Origin of the sequence: Mycobacterium sp. 1164985.4, from assembly GCF_001668575.1 — a bacterium.
In the GTDB taxonomy this organism is placed as follows: Bacteria; Actinomycetota; Actinomycetes; order Mycobacteriales; family Mycobacteriaceae; genus Mycobacterium.
This window is the reverse complement of sequence record NZ_LZMD01000034.1, coordinates 1-21,137: the sequence shown is the minus strand read 5'-3', so window position 1 is coordinate 21,137 and position 21,137 is coordinate 1. Positions and strand designations below refer to the sequence as shown.

General features: G+C 68.6%; 19 protein-coding genes and 1 pseudogene. 15 read left to right on the top strand and 5 right to left on the bottom strand.

Features of this window, described 5'->3' with window-relative positions; genetic code table 11:
- The first annotated feature begins 28 nt into the window (after positions 1 to 28).
- On the top strand, positions 29 to 886 hold the full coding sequence (locus A5650_RS04680) for a mycofactocin-coupled SDR family oxidoreductase (RefSeq protein ID WP_231992540.1): 858 nt from the start codon (positions 29 to 31) through the stop codon (positions 884 to 886).
- On the opposite strand, the gene A5650_RS04675 is transcribed toward A5650_RS04680, so the two are convergent.
- Positions 879 to 2,171: a cryptochrome/photolyase family protein gene (locus A5650_RS04675; protein ID WP_067286768.1), complete on the bottom strand. Its 1,293-nt coding sequence runs from the start codon at positions 2,169 to 2,171 to the stop codon at positions 879 to 881. The two genes, A5650_RS04680 and A5650_RS04675, sit on opposite strands and share 8 nt — an antisense overlap.
- Positions 2,172 to 2,210: 39 nt before the next feature.
- Here A5650_RS04675 and A5650_RS04670 point away from each other — a divergent pair, with 39 nt between their 5' ends.
- Positions 2,211 to 3,083 carry a TIGR03619 family F420-dependent LLM class oxidoreductase gene (locus A5650_RS04670; RefSeq protein WP_067286765.1) on the top strand — a complete coding sequence of 291 codons (873 nt, stop codon included), beginning with the start codon at positions 2,211 to 2,213 and terminating at the stop codon, positions 3,081 to 3,083.
- Positions 3,080 to 3,490, top strand: coding sequence for an ester cyclase (locus tag A5650_RS04665; RefSeq protein WP_067286762.1), 411 nt, complete (start codon positions 3,080 to 3,082; stop codon positions 3,488 to 3,490). Before A5650_RS04670 ends, A5650_RS04665 begins: the two co-directional genes overlap by 4 nt.
- A gap of 72 nt (positions 3,491 to 3,562) precedes the next feature.
- Here A5650_RS04665 and A5650_RS04660 read toward each other — a convergent pair whose 3' ends face one another.
- On the bottom strand, positions 3,563 to 4,228 hold the full coding sequence (locus tag A5650_RS04660) for a fasciclin domain-containing protein (RefSeq protein ID WP_067286759.1): 666 nt from the start codon (positions 4,226 to 4,228) through the stop codon (positions 3,563 to 3,565).
- A 168-nt stretch (positions 4,229 to 4,396) separates the two neighbouring features.
- On the opposite strand from A5650_RS04660, the gene dxr reads away from it, so the two are divergent.
- From dxr to A5650_RS04605, 11 genes are all read left to right on the top strand, one after another.
- Positions 4,397 to 5,587 carry a 1-deoxy-D-xylulose-5-phosphate reductoisomerase gene (dxr, locus tag A5650_RS04655; RefSeq protein WP_067286756.1) on the top strand — a complete coding sequence of 397 codons (1,191 nt, stop codon included), beginning with the start codon at positions 4,397 to 4,399 and terminating at the stop codon, positions 5,585 to 5,587.
- Positions 5,584 to 6,807 carry a M50 family metallopeptidase gene (locus A5650_RS04650; protein WP_067286752.1) on the top strand — a complete coding sequence of 408 codons (1,224 nt, stop codon included), beginning with the start codon at positions 5,584 to 5,586 and terminating at the stop codon, positions 6,805 to 6,807. Before dxr ends, A5650_RS04650 begins: the two co-directional genes overlap by 4 nt.
- Positions 6,808 to 6,822: 15 nt before the next feature.
- Positions 6,823 to 7,998, top strand: a complete 1,176-nt coding sequence (gene ispG, locus A5650_RS04645) for a flavodoxin-dependent (E)-4-hydroxy-3-methylbut-2-enyl-diphosphate synthase (protein WP_082950609.1) — start codon at positions 6,823 to 6,825, stop codon at positions 7,996 to 7,998.
- A gap of 54 nt (positions 7,999 to 8,052) precedes the next feature.
- Positions 8,053 to 8,907: a GNAT family N-acetyltransferase gene (locus A5650_RS04640; protein WP_067286749.1), complete on the top strand. Its 855-nt coding sequence runs from the start codon at positions 8,053 to 8,055 to the stop codon at positions 8,905 to 8,907.
- 35 nt (positions 8,908 to 8,942) lie between these two features.
- The gene (locus A5650_RS04635) at positions 8,943 to 9,599 is read left to right on the top strand and encodes a GNAT family N-acetyltransferase (RefSeq protein ID WP_067286746.1); all 657 of its coding nucleotides are present in this window, start codon (positions 8,943 to 8,945) and stop codon (positions 9,597 to 9,599) included.
- A 145-nt stretch (positions 9,600 to 9,744) separates the two neighbouring features.
- A complete protein-coding gene (locus A5650_RS04630; protein ID WP_067286743.1) occupies positions 9,745 to 11,553 on the top strand; it encodes a penicillin-binding transpeptidase domain-containing protein in 1,809 nt (602 codons plus the stop codon).
- A 31-nt stretch (positions 11,554 to 11,584) separates the two neighbouring features.
- Positions 11,585 to 12,169, top strand: coding sequence for a DUF1707 SHOCT-like domain-containing protein (locus A5650_RS04625; protein WP_067286740.1), 585 nt, complete (start codon positions 11,585 to 11,587; stop codon positions 12,167 to 12,169).
- A 19-nt stretch (positions 12,170 to 12,188) separates the two neighbouring features.
- Complete coding sequence (map, locus tag A5650_RS04620; RefSeq protein WP_067286737.1) at positions 12,189 to 13,049, top strand: type I methionyl aminopeptidase; 861 nt, start codon at positions 12,189 to 12,191, stop codon at positions 13,047 to 13,049.
- 11 nt (positions 13,050 to 13,060) lie between these two features.
- Entirely contained in the window at positions 13,061 to 14,599 is a 1,539-nt protein-coding gene (locus A5650_RS04615; RefSeq protein WP_286150355.1) for a cobyric acid synthase, read from the top strand.
- Positions 14,599 to 15,261 (top strand): hypothetical protein, encoded by a 663-nt coding sequence (locus A5650_RS04610; protein ID WP_082950613.1) that lies wholly within the window; start codon positions 14,599 to 14,601, stop codon positions 15,259 to 15,261. The genes A5650_RS04615 and A5650_RS04610 overlap by 1 nt, the downstream gene beginning before the upstream one ends.
- Before the next feature lie 64 nt (positions 15,262 to 15,325).
- The gene (locus A5650_RS04605; protein ID WP_067286733.1) at positions 15,326 to 15,889 is read left to right on the top strand and encodes an alpha/beta fold hydrolase; all 564 of its coding nucleotides are present in this window, start codon (positions 15,326 to 15,328) and stop codon (positions 15,887 to 15,889) included.
- A 1-nt stretch (position 15,890) separates the two neighbouring features.
- Here the strand turns inward: A5650_RS04605 and ngg are convergent, their stop codons facing one another.
- The 3 genes from ngg to A5650_RS04590 all read right to left on the bottom strand — a co-directional run bounded on the left by ngg (position 15,891) and on the right by A5650_RS04590 (position 20,881).
- Positions 15,891 to 17,657, bottom strand: coding sequence for an N-acetylglutaminylglutamine synthetase (gene ngg, locus A5650_RS04600; protein WP_067286730.1), 1,767 nt, complete (start codon positions 17,655 to 17,657; stop codon positions 15,891 to 15,893).
- Positions 17,654 to 19,459 carry an N-acetylglutaminylglutamine amidotransferase gene (locus A5650_RS04595; protein ID WP_067286727.1) on the bottom strand — a complete coding sequence of 602 codons (1,806 nt, stop codon included), beginning with the start codon at positions 19,457 to 19,459 and terminating at the stop codon, positions 17,654 to 17,656. The genes ngg and A5650_RS04595 overlap by 4 nt, the downstream gene beginning before the upstream one ends.
- A gap of 120 nt (positions 19,460 to 19,579) precedes the next feature.
- On the bottom strand, positions 19,580 to 20,881 hold the full coding sequence (locus A5650_RS04590; RefSeq protein WP_231992539.1) for an amino acid permease: 1,302 nt from the start codon (positions 20,879 to 20,881) through the stop codon (positions 19,580 to 19,582).
- Here A5650_RS04590 and A5650_RS27270 point away from each other — a divergent pair.
- Positions 20,840 to 21,137, top strand: a pseudogene (locus A5650_RS27270) (hypothetical protein); the annotation flags it as partial. The gene A5650_RS04590 and the pseudogene A5650_RS27270 sit on opposite strands and share 42 nt — an antisense overlap.

Genomic DNA, 21,137 nt, shown 5'->3' with positions numbered 1-21,137 from the left:
TACTGCACGGACCGTAGGGTGATCCGTCATGACACCGCGGGCGCAAGGAGCACAACGGCAGATGTTCGAGGGCAAGGTCGCGTTCATCACCGGTGCCGCGCGGGGCCAGGGCCGCGCGCACGCGGTTCGATTCGCCGAGGAAGGCGCCGACATCATCGCGGTCGACCTGTGTGAGCAGATCGACAGCGTCGCCTATCCGATGGCCACCCCGGAGGACCTCGACGAGACCGTCAACCTCGTGGAGAAGACCGGCCGCAGGATCGTCGCCGAACACGGTGATGTCCGCGACCTCGGGCGGCTGCAGGAGATCGCGGCCAAGGGCGCCGCGGAGCTCGGACGCATCGACTTCGTGCTCGCCAACGCGGGGATCCTGCCGGCGGCGGGCGAGCAGGGAGGCGAGATCGCCGCGTTCATCGACGCCGTCAACGTCATGCTCAACGGCGTCTACTACACGATCACCGCGACGCTGCCCGCCCTGCTCGCCCACGGCGACGGCGGCGCGATCGTGATCACCAGCTCGGCGGCCGCGTTCAAACCCGTCACCGTCGACTTCGGCACGATGAACCACGGCGCGGCGGGATACACCGTCGCCAAGCACGGCGTCATCGGCGTGATGCGCCACTTCGCACGAGGGTTGGCGGAAAAGAACATTCGCGTCAACTCCGTTCATCCCGGCGGCGTGGCCACGCCGATGATCTACAACGAGGCGCTGGCCGAATGGTCCGGTGAGCATCCGGCCTTCAGCGCCTCCCAGCAGCCACTGCTCAATGTGCCGCCGGTCGAGCCGGAGGCGATCAGCGACGCGATGGTGTACCTGTGCGGCGACTCCGGGCGCTACGTCACCGGGGTGGCGCTGCCGGTCGACGGCGGCCAGATCATCAAGTGAGGTCGGCGTAGCGGCGCAGCGCCTCTTTGCGTTCGGCGGCGTGGTCGACGATCGGCGCGGGATAGCCGTCGTTGTCGACCTCGGGTACCCAGCGCCGCACGTAGCCGCCGTCGGGATCGAACTTCTCACCCTGCGTAGTCGGGTTGAAGATGCGGAAGAACGGCGCGGCATCGGTCCCGGTGCCCGCGACCCACTGCCAGCCGTGCTGGTTGTTGGCCATGTCGCCGTCGACCAGTTGGTCGAGGAACCAGCGCGCACCCCACTGCCACGGTAGGTGCAGGTCCTTGACCAGGAATGACGCCACGATCATGCGGACCCGGTTGTGCATCCACCCGGTCTCGGCGAGCTGGCGCATACCGGCGTCGACGATCGGAAAGCCCGTCCGGCCCTGTTTCCAGGCCTCAAACCGCTCCTGCGCCTCGGGGCCGTCGTCGACCTCCATGTCGTCGAACGCGGAATTCCAGTTCCACCACGAGCTGCGGGGCCATTCGGCGAGCACCGCGGCGTAGAAGTCGCGAAACGCCAACTCCCGCAGGTACGCCTGCGCGCCCTTGCCCCGGCCCAGGTCGGCGGCCATGGTGCGGGGATGGATGGTGCCGAACTTCAGGTGCGCCGACATGCGGCTGGTGCCGCCGAGATCGGGGCGGTTGCGGTCGTCGGCGTACGTGTCGAGTCCGTCGCTCACGAACGACTTCCACTGCTGTAGCGCGGCGGTCTCGCCGGCGGGCAGGTCGAGTTCGACCCCAGGATCGGGAATCTGCACCGCGCCGCGGATCTTCGAGGGGTCCAGCCAGCGCGCCGATTCGGGGCTCGACGCAGCGGGCGCGCGCCATCCGTGTTCACGCCAGGCCCTGTAGAACGGGGTGAAGACCTTGTACGGGCTGCCGCCGGGTTTGGTCACCCGCCCCGGCGATACGAGATACGGCGAGCCCGTCGCCTCGAGCGGGATGTCGCCGAGTGCGGCCGCCACGGCGTCGTCGCGTCGACGCCCGAACGGCGTGAAGTCGGCCGAGACGTGGACCGCGGACGCGCCAATCGCCTTGGCGACAGCGGGGATTCGTTTCTCGGGCCGCCCACGCGTCACGAACAGCCTGCCGTCGAGGCCGTCGCGTAGAACGCGAAGCGCGTCGTAGAGGTACTGCAGCCGACGGGCGCCGGCCGACGCTTCGAGCCGGGGGTCGAGGACATAGCAGGCCAGCGCGTCACCGTCGGCGGCAGCCGCGGCTGACAGCGCGGGCGAATCGCGCAACCGCAGATCGCGACGAAACCACAACAATGTGGGCATGGCATTGATGCTGCCCCGATTTCGCGATAGAGAAACAGGATGGAGTTCTGGTCGGGCACCGCGTTCATGAAGACGTCAGAGATTCTCGGGCTCGCCCGCGCCTTCGACGAGGCCGGCTACGACGGGATGGTCTGCTCGGACCACATGATCTATCCCCGCGAGCTCAGCTCGCCGTATCCGGACTCGCCGACCGGTAAGCCGATGTGGGCGCCGGAAACCGCCTGGCCCGACTGCTGGGTGCAGATCGGAGCGATGGCCGCGGTGACGAGCCGGCTGCGGTTCTCCAACGCCGTCTACATCGCGCCCGCGCGCCCGCTGCTCGAGGTGGCCAAACAGGTCGCGACGGCGTCGGTGCTGTCGGACGGGCGGGTGTCGCTGGCCGCAGGCGTCGGGTGGATGCGCGAGGAATACGAGTTGATGGGCCAGGATTTCGGCACCCGCGGTAAGCGCCTCGACGAGATGATCCCCGCGCTGCGGGAGCTGTGGCGCGGCGGCTGGGTGTCGTGGAGCGGCGAGTACTACCAGGTGCCGGAGATGATGATCGAACCGCATCCCGTTGCGCCGGTGCCGATTCTGTGCGGCGGGGAGTCCGAGGCGGCATTGCGGCGCGCCGCGCGGCTGTGCGACGGCTGGGTCGGCTACGCCTATCAGTGGGACGAGGCCGTCGGCTACGCGCAGAAGTTGCGCGCGCTGCTTCGCGAGTACGGCCGCGAGAACGAACCGTTCGACATCATGCTGGCGCTGCTCGAACCCCCGTCGCCGGACCTATACAAGCGGGCCGAAGACGCCGGGATCACCGCGGTGATGTGCAGCCCGTGGATGGGCGTGGACCTGGAACCCGGTGGCGTGGAACGGTATCGGGAGCCCATCGAACGGTTCGCCGAGACAATCATCGCCAAGGTGCGGCCGTGAGCTTCTCCGAGGACGAAGTCCGCAACCTCGTCGAGTGCCTCTATACGTCGATCGATCGTCGGGACTGGGCGACGGTTGAGGCGTTGGTGTCGCCCCGGTTGGTCGTCGAGGTCGCCGGTGCGGCCGTCGGCGGGTGGCAGGAGTGGCGCACGCACCTCGAAGAGTTCACCCGGGGCTTTTCCGACGGCAGGCACGAAATCGAGGAGGTGCTCGTCGACGGTTCGCACGGCATCTCGCGGTTCAGATTCATCGGCACTCACGACGGTGAGTTCCGCGGCACACCGCCGTCGGGCACCAGGGTTACGGTCGCCGGGATCCACATCGACAGGTTCCAAGGCGACATGCTGGTTGCGCATCGTGGTCAGCTCGACATGTACGGCCTGTTGCACCAGCTGGGCGCGGGCTGACGTCGCATCGACCGGGGGAGGGGCAGCCCGAGCCGGGGTGCCGGGCTGCCCTCCGACCTGTTGCTAGACAGGTCAATTCGCCGGCGGCATCAACACCGTGTCGATGAGGTAGACCGTCGCGTTCGCGGTGCGCACTCCGCCGCACACCACACCCGCGTCGTTCACCTTGATGTCCTGTCCGCCGCCCGCGACCGTGACGTCGGCGCCCTGCACCGTCTTGTGCGTGCCGATCACCTGCGCGGGGTCGGCCTGGCCGGGCACCACGTGGTAGGTCAGGATGCTCGTTAGCAGATCCGAGTCGGTCTTGAGCGTCTCGATGGTCGCCGGGTCGATCTTGGCGAACGCATCGTCGGTCGGCGCGAACACCGTGAACTGGCTGCCGTTCAGGGTGTCGACGAGGTTGACGTTCGGGTTGAGCTGACCCGACAACGCCGCGGTCAGCGTGGTGAGCATCGGATTGTTTGCCGCCGCGACGGTCACCTTGTCCAGGGCCATCCCGTTGACCGATCCGGGACCCGTCGGGTTCTGGGCCGCGTAATCGGCGCAACCGGGGCCGACCAGGCCGGCGGCGGGGTCCATCGGCTGATTCATCGGAGCGGGCGCGACGCTGGTCGACGTCGACTCCGCCGCTGCGGTCGGCGCCGCGGAGGTGGTGTCGTTCGAACAAGCCGACACGGTCAGGATCGCGGCCGCCGCCACTCCCGCCGCGGTGACGGACTTACGGAAATCGATTTTCATGCGCTGCTCCCTCGTGGTGGACGGGTCCGGTGCCCGCCTCGCTGCTGTGACATCCGGGATTCGGACCGGTGGGGGGTGCGGATGGATCCCGTCAGATTCGCGTCACACTTCTGATCCCGCAGGCGCCGGAACTCACGACTGGCCACCGGCAAGCGGCACAATGGTTCGGTGAGTGTTAGCGGCGGCGCGCAGCGCGGTGGTTCGGGTCGACGGCGCGTCCTGATCCTCGGCAGCACCGGATCGATCGGAACGCAGGCGCTCGACGTCATCGCCGCCAATCCCGACCGCTTCGAGATCGTGGGCCTGGCCGCCGGAGGCGGTAACCCCGAGCTGCTCGCGAAACAGTCCGCAGCGACCGGTGTGACCAATATCGCGGTCGCCGACGAGGCCGCGGCGGCCCGCGTCGGCGACGTCACGTTCGCCGGACCCGACGCCGTCACCGAGCTGGTCGAGAACACCGAGGCCGACGTGGTGCTCAACGCGCTCGTCGGCGCCCTGGGCCTCAAACCGACCCTGGCCGCGCTCGCGACCGGCGCGCGCCTGGCGCTGGCCAACAAGGAGTCGCTGGTCGCCGGTGGGCCCCTGGTGCTCAAGGCCGCCCGACCAGGCCAGATCGTGCCCGTCGACTCCGAACACTCGGCGATGGCGCAGTGCCTGCGCGGCGGCACCCCCGACGAGGTCGCCAAGATCGTGCTGACCGCCTCCGGCGGGCCGTTCCGCGGGTGGAGCGCCGAGCGGCTGGAGTCGGCCACGCCTGAGCAGGCCGGCGCCCATCCCACCTGGTCGATGGGGCCGATGAACACGCTGAACTCGGCGTCGCTGGTCAACAAAGGACTCGAGCTGATCGAGACGCATCTGCTGTTCGGGGTGCCCTACGACCGCATCGAGGTGGTGGTGCACCCGCAGTCCATCGTGCACTCGATGGTCACGTTCACCGACGGCTCCACGCTCGCCCAGGCCAGCCCGCCGGACATGAAGTTGCCGATCGCGCTGGCGCTGGGCTGGCCGGAACGGGTCCCCGCCGCCGCATTGGCCTGCGACTTCGCCACCGCGTCGACCTGGGATTTCGAGCCGCTCGACGACGAGGTCTTCCCCGCGGTGGCGCTGGCGCGCCAGGCCGGCGAGGCAGGCGGCTGTATGACCGCGGTCTACAACGCCGCCAACGAGGAGGCGGCCGAGGCGTTCCTCGACGGGCGCATCCGCTTCCCCGCGATCGTGCGCACCATCGCCGACGTGCTGCGCGCTGCCGACCAGTGGGCCGCCGAACCAGCTACCGTGGAAGACGTACTTGACGCCCAGCAGTGGGCGCGTGACCGCGCCTCGCGTGCGGTCGAGCGGGAGGTAATCACCACCAGATGATGTGGCTGACCGGTGTCGTGCTGTTCGCACTGGCCATTTTGGTCTCGGTGGCCCTGCATGAATGCGGCCACATGTGGGTGGCGCGCGCCACGGGAATGAAGGTGCGCCGCTACTTCGTCGGCTTCGGCCCGACGCTGTGGTCGACGTGGCGCGCGAACAAGCGGGGCGACCGCACCGAGTACGGCGTCAAGGCGGTGCCGCTCGGCGGTTTCTGCGACATCGCGGGCATGACCTCGGTGGAGGAACTCGCTCCCGACGAGCACGACCGCGCGATGTACAAGCAGAAGACGTGGAAGCGCGCAGCCGTGCTGGCCGCCGGACCGGGCATGAACTTCGTCATCGGCCTGCTGCTGATCTACGGCATCGCCGTGGTCTGGGGTCTGCCCAATCTGCACGCGCCGACCACCGCGATCGTCGGAGAGACGTCGTGCGTGAAGGCCGAAGTCAGCAAGGGTCAGCTCGGTGACTGCCTGGCGCCCTCGCCCGCGGCGGCCGCGGGCATCCGCGCCGGCGACACGGTGGTGAAGGTCGGCGACAAGCCCGTAGCGAACTTCGACGAGATGGTCACCGCCGTACGTGCGCTCGACGGCCCGACCCAGTTCACCGTCGAGCGCGACGGTGAGGAGTTCACCACGCTCGTCGATGTGGTGCCTGCGCAGCGGTGGGTCGCCAAGGGCGACTCCGCCGAACCGGCCCCCGTCGGCACGGTCGGCATCACAGCGGCGCAGTTCGGGCCCATTCAGTACAACCCACTGTCGGCGGCGCCCGCGACGGTGGCGTTCACCGGCGACCTCGCCGTCGAGATCGGCAAGTCGCTGGCGAAGCTGCCGACCAAGATGGGCGCGCTGGTGCGCTCCATCGGCGGTGAGGAGCGCGATCCCGAGACCCCGATCAGCGTCGTCGGCGCCAGCATCATCGGCGGCGACGCGGTGGATCAGGGGTTGTGGGTGGCGTTCTGGTTCTTCTTGGCGCAGTTGAACTTCGTGCTCGGCGCGATCAACCTCGTGCCGCTGCTGCCGTTCGACGGCGGCCACATCGCGATCGCGTTCTACGAGAAGATCCGCAACTCGATCCGGTCGGCACGCGGCAAGGTCGCCGCGGCCCCGGTCAACTACCTGAAGTTGATGCCCGCCACGTACGTGATCCTCGTCGTGGTGGCCGGCTACATGCTGTTGACCGTGACGGCCGACTTCGTCAATCCCATTCGAATCTTTCAGTAAGCAGTAGGAGAGTAAATGGCCTCCGGCCAACAGATCGGGCCTCAACAAATAGGACTGGGCATGCCGGCACCCCCGGCGCCGGTTCTGGCACCGCGACGCAAGACCCGTCAGCTGATGGTCGGCGATGTCGGCGTCGGCAGCGATCACCCGATCGCCGTGCAGTCCATGTGCACCACGAAGACTCACGACGTCAATGCCACGCTGCAGCAGATCGCCGAACTGACGGCGTCGGGCTGCGACATCGTGCGGGTGGCGTGCCCGCGCCAGGAGGACGCCGACGCGCTCGCCGAGATCGCGAGGCACAGCCAGATTCCGGTGATCGCAGACATCCACTTTCAGCCGAAGTACATCTTCGCCGCGATCGACGCAGGCTGCGCGGCCGTGCGCGTCAACCCCGGCAACATCAAGGAGTTCGACGGCCGGGTCGGCGAAGTCGCCAAAGCCGCAGGGGCAGCGGGCATTCCGATCCGCATTGGCGTTAACGCGGGATCTCTGGACAAGCGGTTCATGGAGAAGTACGGCAAGGCCACACCCGAGGCGCTGGTCGAGTCGGCGCTGTGGGAGGCGTCGCTGTTCGAGGAGCACGGCTTCGGCGACATCAAGATCAGCGTCAAGCACAACGACCCGGTCGTGATGGTCGCCGCGTACGAACAGCTCGCTGCGCAGTGCGACTACCCGCTGCACCTCGGCGTGACCGAGGCGGGCCCGGCGTTCCAGGGCACCATCAAGTCCGCGGTCGCGTTCGGCGCCCTGTTGTCGAAGGGCATTGGCGACACCATCCGCGTCTCGCTCTCGGCGCCGCCCGCCGAGGAGGTCAAGGTCGGCAACCAGATCCTCGAATCGCTGAACCTGCGGCCGCGGTCGCTGGAGATCGTGTCGTGCCCGTCGTGCGGACGCGCCCAGGTCGACGTCTACTCGTTGGCCAACGAGGTGACCGCCGGGCTGGAGGGGATGGACGTGCCGTTGCGCGTCGCCGTGATGGGTTGTGTCGTCAACGGTCCCGGCGAGGCGCGCGAAGCCGACCTCGGCGTCGCGTCGGGCAACGGCAAGGGCCAGATCTTCGTCAAGGGTGAGGTGATCAAGACCGTGCCCGAGGCGCAGATCGTCGAGACGCTGATCGAAGAGGCCATGCGAATCGCGGAAGAGCGCGGAACAGATGCGAGCGGTTCGCCGGTCGTGACCGTAAGCTGAATGTGATCCCAAACACTGGGTAGCCCCGCCCGGCGTCGGTTAGAAAGAGTTCCCATGTCGGCACCGCCGCTGTTTCGTCACGTCGACGAACGACGGGTCTCGGTGGTGCGCGACGTCGGCGCCGTGATTCGCGTGCTCGACGAGGATCCTGTCGGTTCATGCATGGTGGCGTGCCGGGTGGCCGAATACGGTGTGGAGCCGTCGGCGATCGGCGGGGAACTGTGGACGCGGCGCCGGCCCACTGAATCGCTGTGTTACGCGGGCGCGAACCTGATTCCGTTGCGCGGCCAGCTGAATGACCTTCATGCGTTCGCCGAGAAGGCGATGAGCACCGCGCGGCGCTGCTCGTCGCTGGTGGGCAGGGCGGAGCTGGTGCTGCCGATGTGGCGTCGCCTCGAACAGGCCTGGGGCCCCGCCCGCGACGTGCGCGAGCAGCAGCCTCTGTTGGCGCTGAGCACCCCGCCGTCGTGCCCCACCGATGCCGCTGTGCGCCAGGTGCGCGCCGACGAGCTCGACGCCTACCTGGTCGCCTCCATCGACATGTTCATCGGCGAGGTCGGCATCGACCCGCGACTCGGCGACGGCGGCCGGGGTTACCGCCGACGTGTGGCCGGACTGATCGCCGCGGGTCGGGCCTGGGCCCGCTTCGAACGCGGTGAGGTGGTGTTCAAGGCCGAGGTCGGTTCGCAGTCGCCGACGGTCGGGCAGATCCAGGGCGTGTGGGTGCATCCCGACTGGCGCGGACACGGCCTGGGCACCGCGGGCACCGCGACGCTGGCGGAGGCTGTGGTGCGGTCCGGTCGCACCGCGAGCCTGTACGTCAACGACTTCAACACCGTTGCGCGGGCCACCTATGACCGCGTCGGCTTCCAGCAAGTGGGAACCTTCGCAACCGTTCTGCTCGACTGACGGTTCTGCCCGCCCGACTGATTTACGCTCTCGGCATGGCTGACGACGATCGCACAATCGCGCGCAGGGAGATCGCCGACACGATGGTGCGCGCACTCGAACGGCGACACGAACTCCTCGACGTCATCGTCGACGCCGAGGACTACGACGCCGCGATCGAGGCCATCGCGGGCATGCTCGGCGCGTCGCCGGCGGCCGCGGAAGCGGTGCTGCGGTTGTCCTTCGATCGGCTGACGGAGGTGTCGCGGCGCCGGATCGCCGCTGAACTCGAGGACCTCAACAACCAGCTCAGCTTCACGATCGGCGAACCGGTCCGCTCCGCCGACAGCATGGTGCTGCGGCCGTTCCTCCCCGAAGCCGATCGCGACATCTTCGCCGCGCGCACCCAGGACGTGCGCGAGGCGGGCGACGGGTCACGAGCCCCGGCAGGCGATCTCGACGACGAGATCACCGCCGGCCTGCGACGCGTGGACGCCGAGGAGGCGGCGTGGCTGGTCGCGATCCATGGCACGGAGAAGATCGGCATGGTGTTCGGCGACCTGGTCTCCGGAGAGATCAACCTGCGGATCTGGATCCACCCCGACCACCGCAAGCAGGGCTACGGCACCGCGGCGCTGCGCAAGTCGCGTTCGGAGATGGCCGCGTATTTCCCCGGTGTGCCGCTGGTGGTGCGGGCGCCCGCCGCGGGCTGACCCTCGACGCCCTGGCGCAATCGCGTTGACGGGTTGATTCCACGCACCGGCAGCTGCACGGGATCAACCCGTTTAAGGCTTCGGGCGGCGCCATCTCGGTGCGCCTACCGGACTTGCAGGTCTCGACTTCGTAACATCTGCCCCAATGGCATCTTCAGTAACACGCATAGCGACTCTGGCCGCGGTCGGAATCGTGGTCGTCGGCCTCAACAGCGCCTGTACACCGAAGCCCGCCGGGCCCGAACCCACGGCGGAAGAGTTCTTCGCGGCGCTCGCGACCGGTGACACCGAGAGTGCGGCCGAACTCAGCGACCGGCCTGCCGACGCCCGCGAGGACCTGAACGAGGCCTGGGCAGGGCTGCAGGCCACCCACCTGGACACCCAGATCCTGGGCTCCAAGTACGCCGAGGACACCGGCAGCGTCACCTACCGCTACACCTGGCATCTGCCCAAGGACCGGACCTGGACCTACGACGGGCAGTTGAACATGGTGCGCGACGAAGGCCGCTGGCGGGTGCGCTGGAGTGCGACCGGCCTGCATCCGCGGCTCGGCGAGAACCAGACCTTCGCCCTGCGCGCCGACTCGCCGCCGCGGGCGTCGGTGATCGAGCGCAGCGGCACCGAGGTGCTGGCGCCCGGATACCTGTACAGCTACACGCTCGACGCGAAGGCCGCGGGCGGGGCACTGATGCAGACAGCGCGGGCCGTCGTCGACGCCTTGCGGCCCTTCGACAACACGCTCGACCCGCAGCGGCTCGCCGAACAGGCCAGCTCGTCCAAGCAGCCGCTGAGCCTGATCACGCTGCGCAAGGCCGACCACGACCGCGTGGCCGCCGCGATCGGCGCACAACCCGGTGTGGTCATCACGCCGCAGGCCGAAATGCTGCCCACCGACGAGACTTTCGCGCCGGCGATCATCAACGAGGTCAAGTCCGCCGTCGCCGACGAGCTCAGCGGGCAGGCCGGCTGGCGGGTGGTCTCCGTCAACCAGAACGGTGTGGACGTCGACGTGCTCAACGAGGTGCCCGGCACGCCGGCGCCGTCGGTACGGATCAGCCTCGACCGCGACGTTCAGACCGCGGCGCAGAACGCGGTGAATTTCACCGGCAAGAAGGCGATGATCGTCGTCATCAAACCGTCCACCGGCGAGATCCTGGCCGTCGCGCAGAACGCGGCCGCCGACACCGAGGGCCTGATCGCCACCACCGGCCTGTATCCGCCCGGGTCGACCTTCAAGATGGTCACCGCGGGGGCGGCCATCGAACGCGATATGGCCACCCCGAACACGATGCTTCCGTGCCCCGGCACGATGGACATCGGCCACCGCACGGTGCCCAATTACGGCGGCTTCGACCTTGGCACCGTGCCGATGTCCCGGGCGTTCGCCAGTTCGTGCAACACCACCTTCGCCGAGTTGGCCAGCCGGATGCCGCCCCGCGGCTTGACGATGGCCGCGGCCAAGTACGGCCTGGGCGCGGACTACAACATCCCGGGCCTGAGGACGGTGACCGGGTCCGTGCCGCCCACCGTCGACCTTGCCGAGCGCACCGAGGACGGTTTCGGTCAGGGCAAGGTGCTGGCCAGTCCGTTCGGCATGGCGCTCGCGGCCGCGACCGTCGCCGCCGGAAAAACCCCTGTTCCGCAACTGATTCAGGGTAAGGAGACCGAGGTCGCCGAGAGCCCGGCGCCGATGGACCCGAAGATCGTCGACGGCCTGCGGCCGATGATGCGGCTGGTGGTCACCAACGGCACCGCCGACGATCTAGCCGGTGCGGGCGACGTGCGGGGTAAGACCGGTGAGGCGGAGTTCGCGGGTGGCTCACACTCTTGGTTCGCCGGATACCGCGGCGACATGGCCTTCGCCGCGATGATCGTCGGGGGCGGGTCCTCGGAGTACGCGGTGCAGATGCTCAAGGGCATGCTCGACGGCCTGCCACCGGACTACCTGGCCTGATCCGGCGTCGTCGCCGTACCGTGGACGTGCGATGACCGAGATCAATCACGACGCCATGCGCGTCTCCGACGCCGACCGCAACGGCACCCTGCGGCGGCTGCACAACGCTGTCGCACTGGGCCTGATCGACATCGACGAGTTCGAGGAGCGCTCGGCGGCGGTGGCGCGGGCCCGGCTGCACTCCGACCTGGACGCGCTGGTCGGCGACCTGCCTGGACCTGGCGCGATCGTCACATCGGCTGCCGACCGCGTCGAGCTGCGCGGCGTGCTCGGCTCGCTCAAGCGCCAGGGCCAGTGGACCGTGCCCAGCCGCCTCGCGCTGCATCGACGGATGGGTTCGGTGGACCTGGACCTGACGCGGGCGCGCTTCGCCGGTCCGATGGTCGTCATCGAGCTCGACCTGAAGTTCGGCGGGCTCGAACTGCGGCTGCCCGACGGTGCCAGCGCCTCGATCGACGACGTCGAGGTCAACGTGGGCAGCGCCCGAGATCACCGCAGGGATGCACCGGCCGAAGGCAATCCGCACGTCATCCTGACCGGCAAGGTCGTCTGCGGCTCCGTGGACATCCGCGGGCCCCGCCGGTCGTTCCGGTTCAGTCCGTTCGACCGCCGCTAGCCTCGACTACGCTGGTCACATGCCCGTTCGTACCGCCCTTCGCCCCGGCGTGCTCTCGCCGACGCTCCCGGTGCCCGACTCGATCCCGCGCCCCGAGTACGCATGGAAGCAGACCGTCGACGAGGGCAGCGAGCCGTGGGTCCAGACCCCCGAGGTGATCGCGAAGATGCGCGTCGCGGGCCGGATCGCGGCTGGCGCGCTGGCCGAGGCCGGTAAGGCCGTCGCGCCGGGCGTCACCACCGACGAGTTGGACCGCATCGCGCACGAGTACATGATCGATCACGGCGCCTACCCGTCCACCCTCGGCTACAAGGGCTTCCCGAAGTCCTGCTGCACCTCGCTCAACGAGATCATCTGCCACGGCATCCCGGACTCGACGGTCGTAGAGGACGGCGACATCGTCAACATCGACGTGACCGCCTACATCGACGGTGTGCACGGCGACACCAACGCCACCTTCCTCGCCGGCAACGTCTCCGAGGAACACCGGCTGCTCGTCGAGCGCACCCGCGAGGCGACCATGCGGGCGATCAAGGCCGTCAAACCCGGGCGCCAGCTGTCCGTCGTGGGCAGGGTCATAGAGTCCTACGCGAACCGGTTCGGCTACAACGTGGTGCGCGACTTCACCGGCCACGGCATCGGCACCACCTTCCACAACGGTCTCGTCGTCCTGCACTACGACCAGCCCGCGGTGGACACCGTGCTGGAGCCGGGGATGACGTTCACCATCGAGCCGATGATCAACCTCGGCGGCCTGGACTACGAGATCTGGGACGACGGCTGGACCGTCGCCACCACGGACAAGAAGTGGACCGCCCAGTTCGAGCACACCCTGGTGGTGACCGACGACGGCGCCGACATCTTGACGCTCGCCGACTAGAGCGCCCGATTGTGAATCCGACGACGCCCCGACGCGGATTCGCGTCGCCAGATTCACAATCAGCGGGCGGCGCACTCCTGGTCGCCGGCACCACCTCCGACGCCGGCAAATCGATGGTCGTGGCCGGGCTCTGTCGGTTGTTGGCGCGCAAGGGTATTCGGGTCGCGCCGTTCAAGGCGCAGAACATGTCGAACAACTCCGCGGTCACCGTCGACGGCGGCGAGATCGGCCGCGCGCAGGCGATGCAGGCCCGCGCCGCGGGTCTGGCTCCTCACACCCGGTTCAACCCGGTGCTGCTCAAACCCGGCAGCGACCGCACCTCGCAGCTGGTGGTGCGCGGTCGGGTGGTCGACACGGTCAGCGCGCGCGACTACATCCACCACCGCGAGCGCCTGAGCGCGGTGGTCGCCGACGAACTGGCGCACCTGCGCTCGGAGTTCGACGCCGTCATCTGTGAGGGCGCCGGATCGCCCGCCGAAATCAACCTGCGGGCAACCGATCTGGCGAACATGGGGTTGGCCCGGGCGGCGGATCTGCCCGTGATCGTCGTCGGCGACATCGACCGCGGCGGCCTCCTGGCGCACCTGTTCGGCACGGTCGCGGTGCTCGACCCGGAAGATCAGCGGCTGATTGCCGGATTCGTCGTCAACAAGTTCCGTGGTGACCCGTCGCTGCTCGCGCCGGGCCTGGCCCAACTCGAGGAACTGACCGGGCGACCGACCTACGGTGTCGTCCCGTACGTCGACGGATTGTGGCTCGACACCGAGGACTCCGTCTCGGTGGTGGCCCAGCGGGTGGTCGGCCAACCGCAACCGCCCCGCGGCGAGCAGTGGCTACGGGTGGCGGCGATCCGGCTGCCGCGCATCTCGAACTCGACCGACGTCGAGGCGCTGGCATGCGAACCCGGTGTGCTGGTGCGCTGGGTCAGCGACGCCGCCGATCTCGTCGACGCCGACGTCGTCGTCGTGCCCGGCAGCAAGGCCACCGTCGCCGACCTGGATTGGCTGCGCCGCAGCGGGCTCGCCGACGCAGTGAGCGCACATGCCGCCCGCGGCCTAGCCGTGCTGGGGGTGTGCGGAGGATTCCAGATGCTGTGCTCGCGCATCGACGATCCGGTGGAGTCGGGCGCCGGCGCCGTCGCGGGACTGGATCTGCTCGATGCCGACATCGTCTTCGCGCCGGCGAAGACGTTGCGCCGTCACGAAGAACCGTTGGCGGGCTACGAGATTCACCACGGCCAGATCGGCCGCTGTGCCGAAGAGCAGTGGCTCGGCATCGGGTTGCGCCGCGGGGCGGTGTACGGCACCCATTGGCACGGTGTGCTCGACAACGACGACGTGCGGCGCTCGTGGCTGACCGAGGTCGCTGAGGCGGCCGGCCGCAGCGGGTTCGTCGTCGCCGACGACGTCGACGTCCGCGCCCGCCGCGACGCGCAGTTCGACCTGATGGCCGACCTGCTGACCAGCCACCTCGATGTGGACGCGGTGCTGACCTTGCTCGACGACGGCGCCCCGGCCCGCCCCACCGTCGTGACGGGACTGCGGCGGTGATCCGGCGACTCGCGGCGGTGGCCGCGGTCACCGCGGTGACGCTGACCGGATGCGCGCACTCGGTCGAGGGCTCGGCGACATGGCCCGGCGCCCGCTTGGACAAGGTGCTGCTGACCGCGGCCGACTTCCCGCCGGGCGTGCAGTTCGACCGCGTCGTCCGCGACTCCGGGGAAGGTGGCGATGGGGCAGGCGCGCCGCCGGCCATGCTGTCACGGCCCTCAGGCTGCTCGGACGGGCTCACCCGGGTGATCGCCCAGTCCGGCGAGCGGGGGCCGGGCAGCGCCGCGGAGTACGTCGTCGGATACGACGGAGCCCGCATCGTGATGAGCGTGCTGACCTGGCGACTGGACCTGGAGAAGCTGGCGGCCATGGCCGACCGATGCGCGCGCTTCGAGACGTTCTTCGACGAATCCTCGCCGGGCATCCCGATGACGACGACCAGGATGGACACCTCCCGCGCCGAGGCGCTCGTTTACGAGCAGACGATGACGCTCAGCGGGGTCGACAACCGGGTCTACTTCACGTTCGAGAACATCGGCGGCATGGCGGTGTACGGCGTGGCGTTTCCGACGCCGAATCCGACGATTCCGGTCAAAGCCACGCTGCCCCAGACCTTTCTGGACATCGCGGTCGAGCAGGCCGAGCGCGTCGCGGCGCTCTGATTTCGGTCGTTCACTCCCGGCGAAACGACCGCGTCGGACCTGCGGCCGCTGTAGCGTGGCCCAAATGCCATCCACCACGGTCACGGTCGAGGGAATCACCATGCCCGTCGACGTCGCCGGCCCCGACAAGGGGTCGGTCGTGGTGGTGCTCGGGGCGGGACACCAGCCGCTCGCCGCCTACGACGCCGTGTGCCAGCGGCTGCACACCGCGTCGCTGCGGACCGTCGTCGTGCCCCCCGATCCGCGGCTCACCGCGAAATCGGTGGTTGCCATCCTCGATGCGCTCGACGTGAAATGGGCGCTGCTGGTGGGGGACCGCGTGGGTGGTGAGCTGGCGTGGGAACTGGCCGCCACCCGGCTCGACCGGTTCATCGGGCTGGTGGTCATCGACCGCGGGCATCCGCGTGTCGCGGACGCCGCCGGCGTGATTCGCGACGAGCACTGCCCGCCGGTCGAGATGAACACCACCGCGTTGGTGAGCACACCCGCCGCGCGTGCGGTCGCCAAGGCCAGCCAGCGCTACGTGTACGGCGATTACCGGATGGTCGATCTGCTCGGCAGGCGCAACGCCGCGGAGTCTACGGCGCAACTGGCCGCCGAGATCGTGATGCGCACCAGCACCTGGTGACCTAGTTGGCTGCCTCTTCCGGCGTCCACGCCTGGGGGAGAGCCGGGCTTCCCGGAAACAGAAAGTCGACGAAAGCCTTTGCGGTGGGCTGTGGTTCGTGGTTGGCCAGCCCGGGGCGCTCGTTCGCCTCGATGAAGACGTACTCGGGTTCGGTCACGTCGGGCACCAACAGGTCGATCCCGGTGACGGGAATGCCGATGGCGTGGGCGGCGCGGACCGCGACGTCACACAGGTGGGGGTGGACCTTTGCGGTCACGTCGTGAATGGTGCCGCCCTGATGCAGGTTCGCGGTGCGGCGCACCCGAAGACGCTGTCCTTCGGGCAGCACATCGTCGAACGACCAGCCCGCCTCGGCGACGGTCGACTCGGTGACCGCGTCGATCGGGATGCGCGATTCGCCACCGGTGGCCGCCGCCCGTCGCCGGCTCTGCGCCTCGATCAGTTCACGCACCGTGTGGTGTCCGGTACCGACGACCTCGGCGGGTTTGCGTAGCGCTGCGGCCACGACCTTGCCGTCGATCACCACCAACCGGAGGTCGTCACCCTCCGCGCGCTGCTCGATGAGCACGTGCGGATGTTCCTCGCGCGCGCGGGCAAGCGCCGCGTCCAGTTCCTCGGCGCTGCTGACGCCGACGGTGATGCCCTTGCCCTGCTCGCCGCGGGTGGGTTTGACCACGACGTCGCCGACCTCGGCGAGGAACTCGTGGTCGTGCTCGTCGAACGTCGCCAGCCTGCCCCTGGGCACCGCGATGCCGGATTCGGCCACCAGGCGTCGGGTGAGGCGCTTGTCGTCGCAGCGCGCCATCGCCACGGCAGAGGTGAATTCCGACAACGACTCCCGGGTGATGACGCTGCGGCCGCCGTGCGACAGGCGCATCTCGCCGGCCTCGGCGTCGAGCACCTCGACCCAGATGCCGCGGCGCATGGCCTCGTCGGCGATGATCCGCGCGTACGGGTTGAGGTCTTCGACCGTCTCGGGTGGATGGGTGAACAGCGGTTCGTTGATCGCGTTCTTGCGCTTGACCGCCATGACCGGCACTCGGTGAAATCCGAGCTTCTCGTAGAGCGAGATCGCCGCGGCATTGTCATGACTGACCGACAGGTCCATATAGGCCCGGCCGCGGTCGCGGTAGATCGCGGCCAGCGCCCGGGTGAGCGCGGCACCGACCCCGGGAAGGCTCGTCGTCGGATCGACTGCCAACGTCCACAGGCTCGAACCGTTCTCGGGGTCGGAGAACAACCGTTTGTGGTCGACGCCGGTCACGGTGCCCAGCACGGAACCGTCGTCGTCACGCACCGCGACCAGGTAGTCGACCGCGTCCTGGTTCAGGTGGTTCTGCCACAACACCTCGACGGGCCCCGGCACCATGCCGCAGCGAACGTAGACGCGGTTCATCTCGTCGGCGTCGTCGGCGCTCTCCAGCGTGCGCACTGTGAAACCCGTCGGCGTCTTGTCCAGATCGTCGTGGCCGAACCGTAGCCGGTACGTGTGGCTCGGGTCTATGAAGAGCTCGGCCGGCGCCATCGACACCAGGACGTGGGGTTCGCGGGCGTACATGCAGATGTCGCGTCGCCCCGGTCCCTCGTGCCGCAGCACCTCGGCCAGCTTCGCAGGGTCGGCGAAGGTCTGACCGAATATCAGTCGACCCCAACCCATCTCGATGACCACATCGTCGGCCATGGCGTCGACGAGATGCTGGGGGGAGGCGTCGTGGAGGCCGAGGGTGATGGCCTCGGTCTGTTCGGAGTCCGGACCCAGCGCCGTCATGCCGCGGGTCCCGTGATCCCGTGTCGCTGCAGCCACAGCTCGAGCAGCGCGAGCTGCCACAGTTCGTTGCCTCGCAGCGGCGTCAGGCGCCCGTTCGGGTCGGCGAGCAACCGGTCGATGGCGGCCGGCCGGAACAGATCACGTTCTTTGGCGGCGGGCGCGTACAGCGCGTCGCGCACCATGTCCAGGTAGGGGCCCTCGAGGTGCGTCAGCGCCGGCACGGGGAAGTAGCCCTTGGGCCGGTCGATGACGTCGGACGGAATCACCTTGCGCGCGGCCTGCTTCAGCACGCCCTTGCCCTCGTGGGCGATCTTCAGCTCGGGTGGGCACGTCGCCGCGAGCTCGACGAGTTCGTGGTCCAGGAACGGCACGCGACCCTCCAGGCCCCAGGCCATGGTCATGTTGTCGACACGCTTGACCGGGTCGTCGACGAGCATCACCGTCGTGTCGAGCCGCAGGCCGCGGTCGATGCCGGACTCGGCGCCCGCCCGCGCGAAGTGCTCGGTGACGAAGTCCAGGCTCGGGTCGCCGTCGACGGCGTACGTGGGGGACACCAGCGCGTCGTAACCGGCTCTGTCACGGTCGAAGAACGCGTTGCGGTAACTGGCCACCGCGCCTTCGACGGACGCCGCATCCGGCCCGCCCAGCGGCGGATACCAGTGATAACCGGCGAACACCTCGTCGGCGCCCTGACCGGACTGCACGACCTTGACATGCTTGGCCACTTCCTGGCTGAGCAGATAGAAGGCGACGCAGTCGTGGCTGACCATCGGCTCGCTCATGGCGCCGATCGCGCCGTCGAGCGCGGGCAGCATCCGGTCGGTTCCGATGCGGATCTGGTGATGGTCGGTGTCGAAGCGCTGGGCGACGATGTCGGAGTACTTGAACTCGTCGCCGGCCACGCCGCCCACGGACTCGAAGCCGATGGAGAACGTCTTGAGCCCGTGCTGGCCCGCCTCGGCGAGCAGCCCGACGATCAGGCTGGAGTCGACACCGCCGGACAGCAGGCAGCCAACGGGCACGTCGGCCACGAGCCGTCGTTCGACCGCGACACGCAGTGAGTCGAGAACCGCGTCCTCCCAATCCTGTTCGGACCAGTCGGCACGGTCGGCGGTGCGGGTGAAGTCGGGTTCCCAGTACGTCTTCGTCGTGCGGCGGCCGTCGGGCTCGATCGCGATCAGCGACGCCGGCGGCACCTTGCTCACCCCGCGCAGGATCGTTCGCGGCGCGGGCACCACAGAATGGAACGTCATGTAGTGGTGCAAGGCGATCGGATCGATGCGGGTGTCGATGTCGCCACCGGCCAGCAGCGCGGGCAGCGACGACGCGAATCGGATGCGGGACGAGTTCTCGCTGATGTACAGCGGTTTGATGCCGAGCCGGTCACGACCGAGGAGCACCCGGCCGCTGTCGCGCTCGACGATCGCGAACGCGAACATGCCGAAGAGGTGGTCGACGAACCGGTCGCCCCAGTGGTGATAGGCCTTGAGCAGCACCTCGGTGTCGCTGTGCGAGAAGAACCGATAGCCCTGCTCGCTGAGCTCGCTCCGCAGCTGCTTGTAGTTGTAAATGCAGCCGTTCCACGCGATCGCCAGCCCTAAATCGGAGTCGAGCATGGGCTGGCCGCCCGCTTCGGACAGATCGATGATTTTGAGGCGTCGGTGACCGAGCGCGACCCTGCCCTGTGACCACGCGCCCGCCGAATCGGGACCCCTGGGTGTCATCGCCTCGGCCATCGCCGAGACAGCTGCTACGTCAGGTACCCGGCCGTCGAGACGCACCTCGCCGGTGGCTCCACACACGACCCCGACATTACCCCTGTTGACGCCAGCGAAACCTGGTACAGGTGTGACTTGGGTCTAGTCCGCGCTGGTGACGCCGCGAAAGGGGCGCCGCCGGACGCGCTGCGGGCAACGAACCGCTTACTCGGTGTGGCCCTTGAGGATCTCGTCCTCGATGGTTCCGCCGAGTCCCTCGGCCTCGGGGTCGAAGCCGTGCAGCCCGCCGGTGACGGCGTACTCCTCCTCGGGCGAGAGCACCAGGCGGTGCCTGCCGTAGAAGCCGAACACCAGCAGCCCCAGGACGTAGAAGATGACGATCGCGATGACCGCAGGTCGGTAGTCCGGGTTGACGAGCACGCCGACGAACGTCACCGCCGCGATGATCAGCGCCACGATCGCGCCCCAGTTGCCGGTCGGACTGACCCACGGCCGGCGCGCGTTCGGGAACTTCCGGCGCAGCAGGAGGAACGAGATCATCTGCAACCCGTAGGCCAGCACCGCGCCCCACACCGCGATGTTGAGCACCACGTCGCCGGCGCCCTCGTTGTAGTTGACGATAAGCAGTGCGACGTAGCCGATCACCGCGCCCGCCAACAGCGCGACATATGGTGTTTGCCGGGAACCGGTGAGCGACAACGTCTTCGGATAGTACCCAGCGCGGCTCAGCGAGTACATGTTGCGGCCGTAGGCGTACATGATGCCCTGCAGGCTGGCCAGCAGGCCGATCAACGCGAACGCCGACAGCACCGCGGCGAGGTTGGCGGGCAGGAACGCCCGGAAGCCGTCGAGCAGCGGTTCGTCCGAGCTGCCCAGCGACTCGGAACCGGTCACCGCCGGGTTCAGGAAGAACACGATGGCGCCGCAGCCGATCAGCGAGATCAGACCCCAGATGCCGGCGCGGGGGATGTCGCGGGCCGGGTCGTGCGCCTCCTCGGCGGCCAGCGGCAGCTCCTCGATGCCGAGGAAGAACCACATCGCGAACGGAAGCGCATACAGGACCGCGACCCAGCCGAAGGGCAGGAACGTCGACGAACCCGCGGCCTCCGGATCGGGCGCGATGTCGAACAGCTTGGAGAAGTCCACGGCGCCGTTGGCGATCGCGAGGACGCCGAACAGCACCAAGATGCCGATCGAGATGATCGCGACGACGAGCGCGAACTTGAACGACAACTCCGCGCCCCACGAGTTGAGGCCGACGAAGATCGCGTACAGGATGATCCACCACAGCCACATCGGCAGCGACAGGTTGAACAGGTCGGTGGTGACGGCGTTCGCGTAGGACGCCGAGAAGAACACGACGACGGCCGTCGTGAACACGTACTCGATGGTCTCGGCGAATCCGGTGACGAAGCCGCCCCACGGGCCCATCGCCGCGCGGGCGAACGAGTACGCACCGCCGGTGTGCGGCATTGCGGCCGACATCTCGCCGATCGAGAAGAGCATGCCGAAGTACATGACGACGATCAGGATCGACGCGATGGCCAGGCCGGCGACGGCTACTTCGAGAAGCGGCAACTCAAGCGGACTGCCGGGTTCTGGGGCCTGTGGGGCATCGGCATCGCCGCGGTCATCTCCGGCGACTTCTCGGGATGGAACTTCGGCATCGGCGCCGCCGGCTGGGGCGGCCTGGCCATCGCGTCGATCCTGATCGTCGTCATGTACTTCGGCATGCTCTTCTCGATCGGCGAGATGTCGGCCG

Excerpts from the sequence above, each read along its gene's own strand:
- A5650_RS04640 (WP_067286749.1), top strand. The coding sequence starts at position 8,053 with ATGTCGGCACCGCCGCTGTTTCGTCACGTCGACGAACGACGGGTCTCG.
- ngg (WP_067286730.1), bottom strand. The coding sequence starts at position 17,657 with ATGACGGCGCTGGGTCCGGACTCCGAACAGACCGAGGCCATCACCCTC.
- A5650_RS04660 (WP_067286759.1), bottom strand. The coding sequence starts at position 4,228 with ATGAAAATCGATTTCCGTAAGTCCGTCACCGCGGCGGGAGTGGCGGCG.
- A5650_RS04675 (WP_067286768.1), bottom strand. The coding sequence starts at position 2,171 with ATGCCCACATTGTTGTGGTTTCGTCGCGATCTGCGGTTGCGCGATTCG.
- A5650_RS04635 (WP_067286746.1), top strand. The coding sequence starts at position 8,943 with ATGGCTGACGACGATCGCACAATCGCGCGCAGGGAGATCGCCGACACG.
- map (WP_067286737.1), top strand. The coding sequence starts at position 12,189 with ATGCCCGTTCGTACCGCCCTTCGCCCCGGCGTGCTCTCGCCGACGCTC.
- A5650_RS04650 (WP_067286752.1), top strand. The coding sequence starts at position 5,584 with ATGATGTGGCTGACCGGTGTCGTGCTGTTCGCACTGGCCATTTTGGTC.
- A5650_RS04590 (WP_231992539.1), bottom strand. The coding sequence starts at position 20,881 with ATGCTCTTCTCGATCGGCGAGATGTCGGCCGCAATGCCGCACACCGGC.
- A5650_RS04680 (WP_231992540.1), top strand. The coding sequence starts at position 29 with ATGACACCGCGGGCGCAAGGAGCACAACGGCAGATGTTCGAGGGCAAG.
- ispG (WP_082950609.1), top strand. The coding sequence starts at position 6,823 with ATGGCCTCCGGCCAACAGATCGGGCCTCAACAAATAGGACTGGGCATG.
- A5650_RS04670 (WP_067286765.1), top strand. The coding sequence starts at position 2,211 with ATGGAGTTCTGGTCGGGCACCGCGTTCATGAAGACGTCAGAGATTCTC.
- A5650_RS04630 (WP_067286743.1), top strand. The coding sequence starts at position 9,745 with ATGGCATCTTCAGTAACACGCATAGCGACTCTGGCCGCGGTCGGAATC.
- A5650_RS04605 (WP_067286733.1), top strand. The coding sequence starts at position 15,326 with ATGCCATCCACCACGGTCACGGTCGAGGGAATCACCATGCCCGTCGAC.
- A5650_RS04625 (WP_067286740.1), top strand. The coding sequence starts at position 11,585 with ATGACCGAGATCAATCACGACGCCATGCGCGTCTCCGACGCCGACCGC.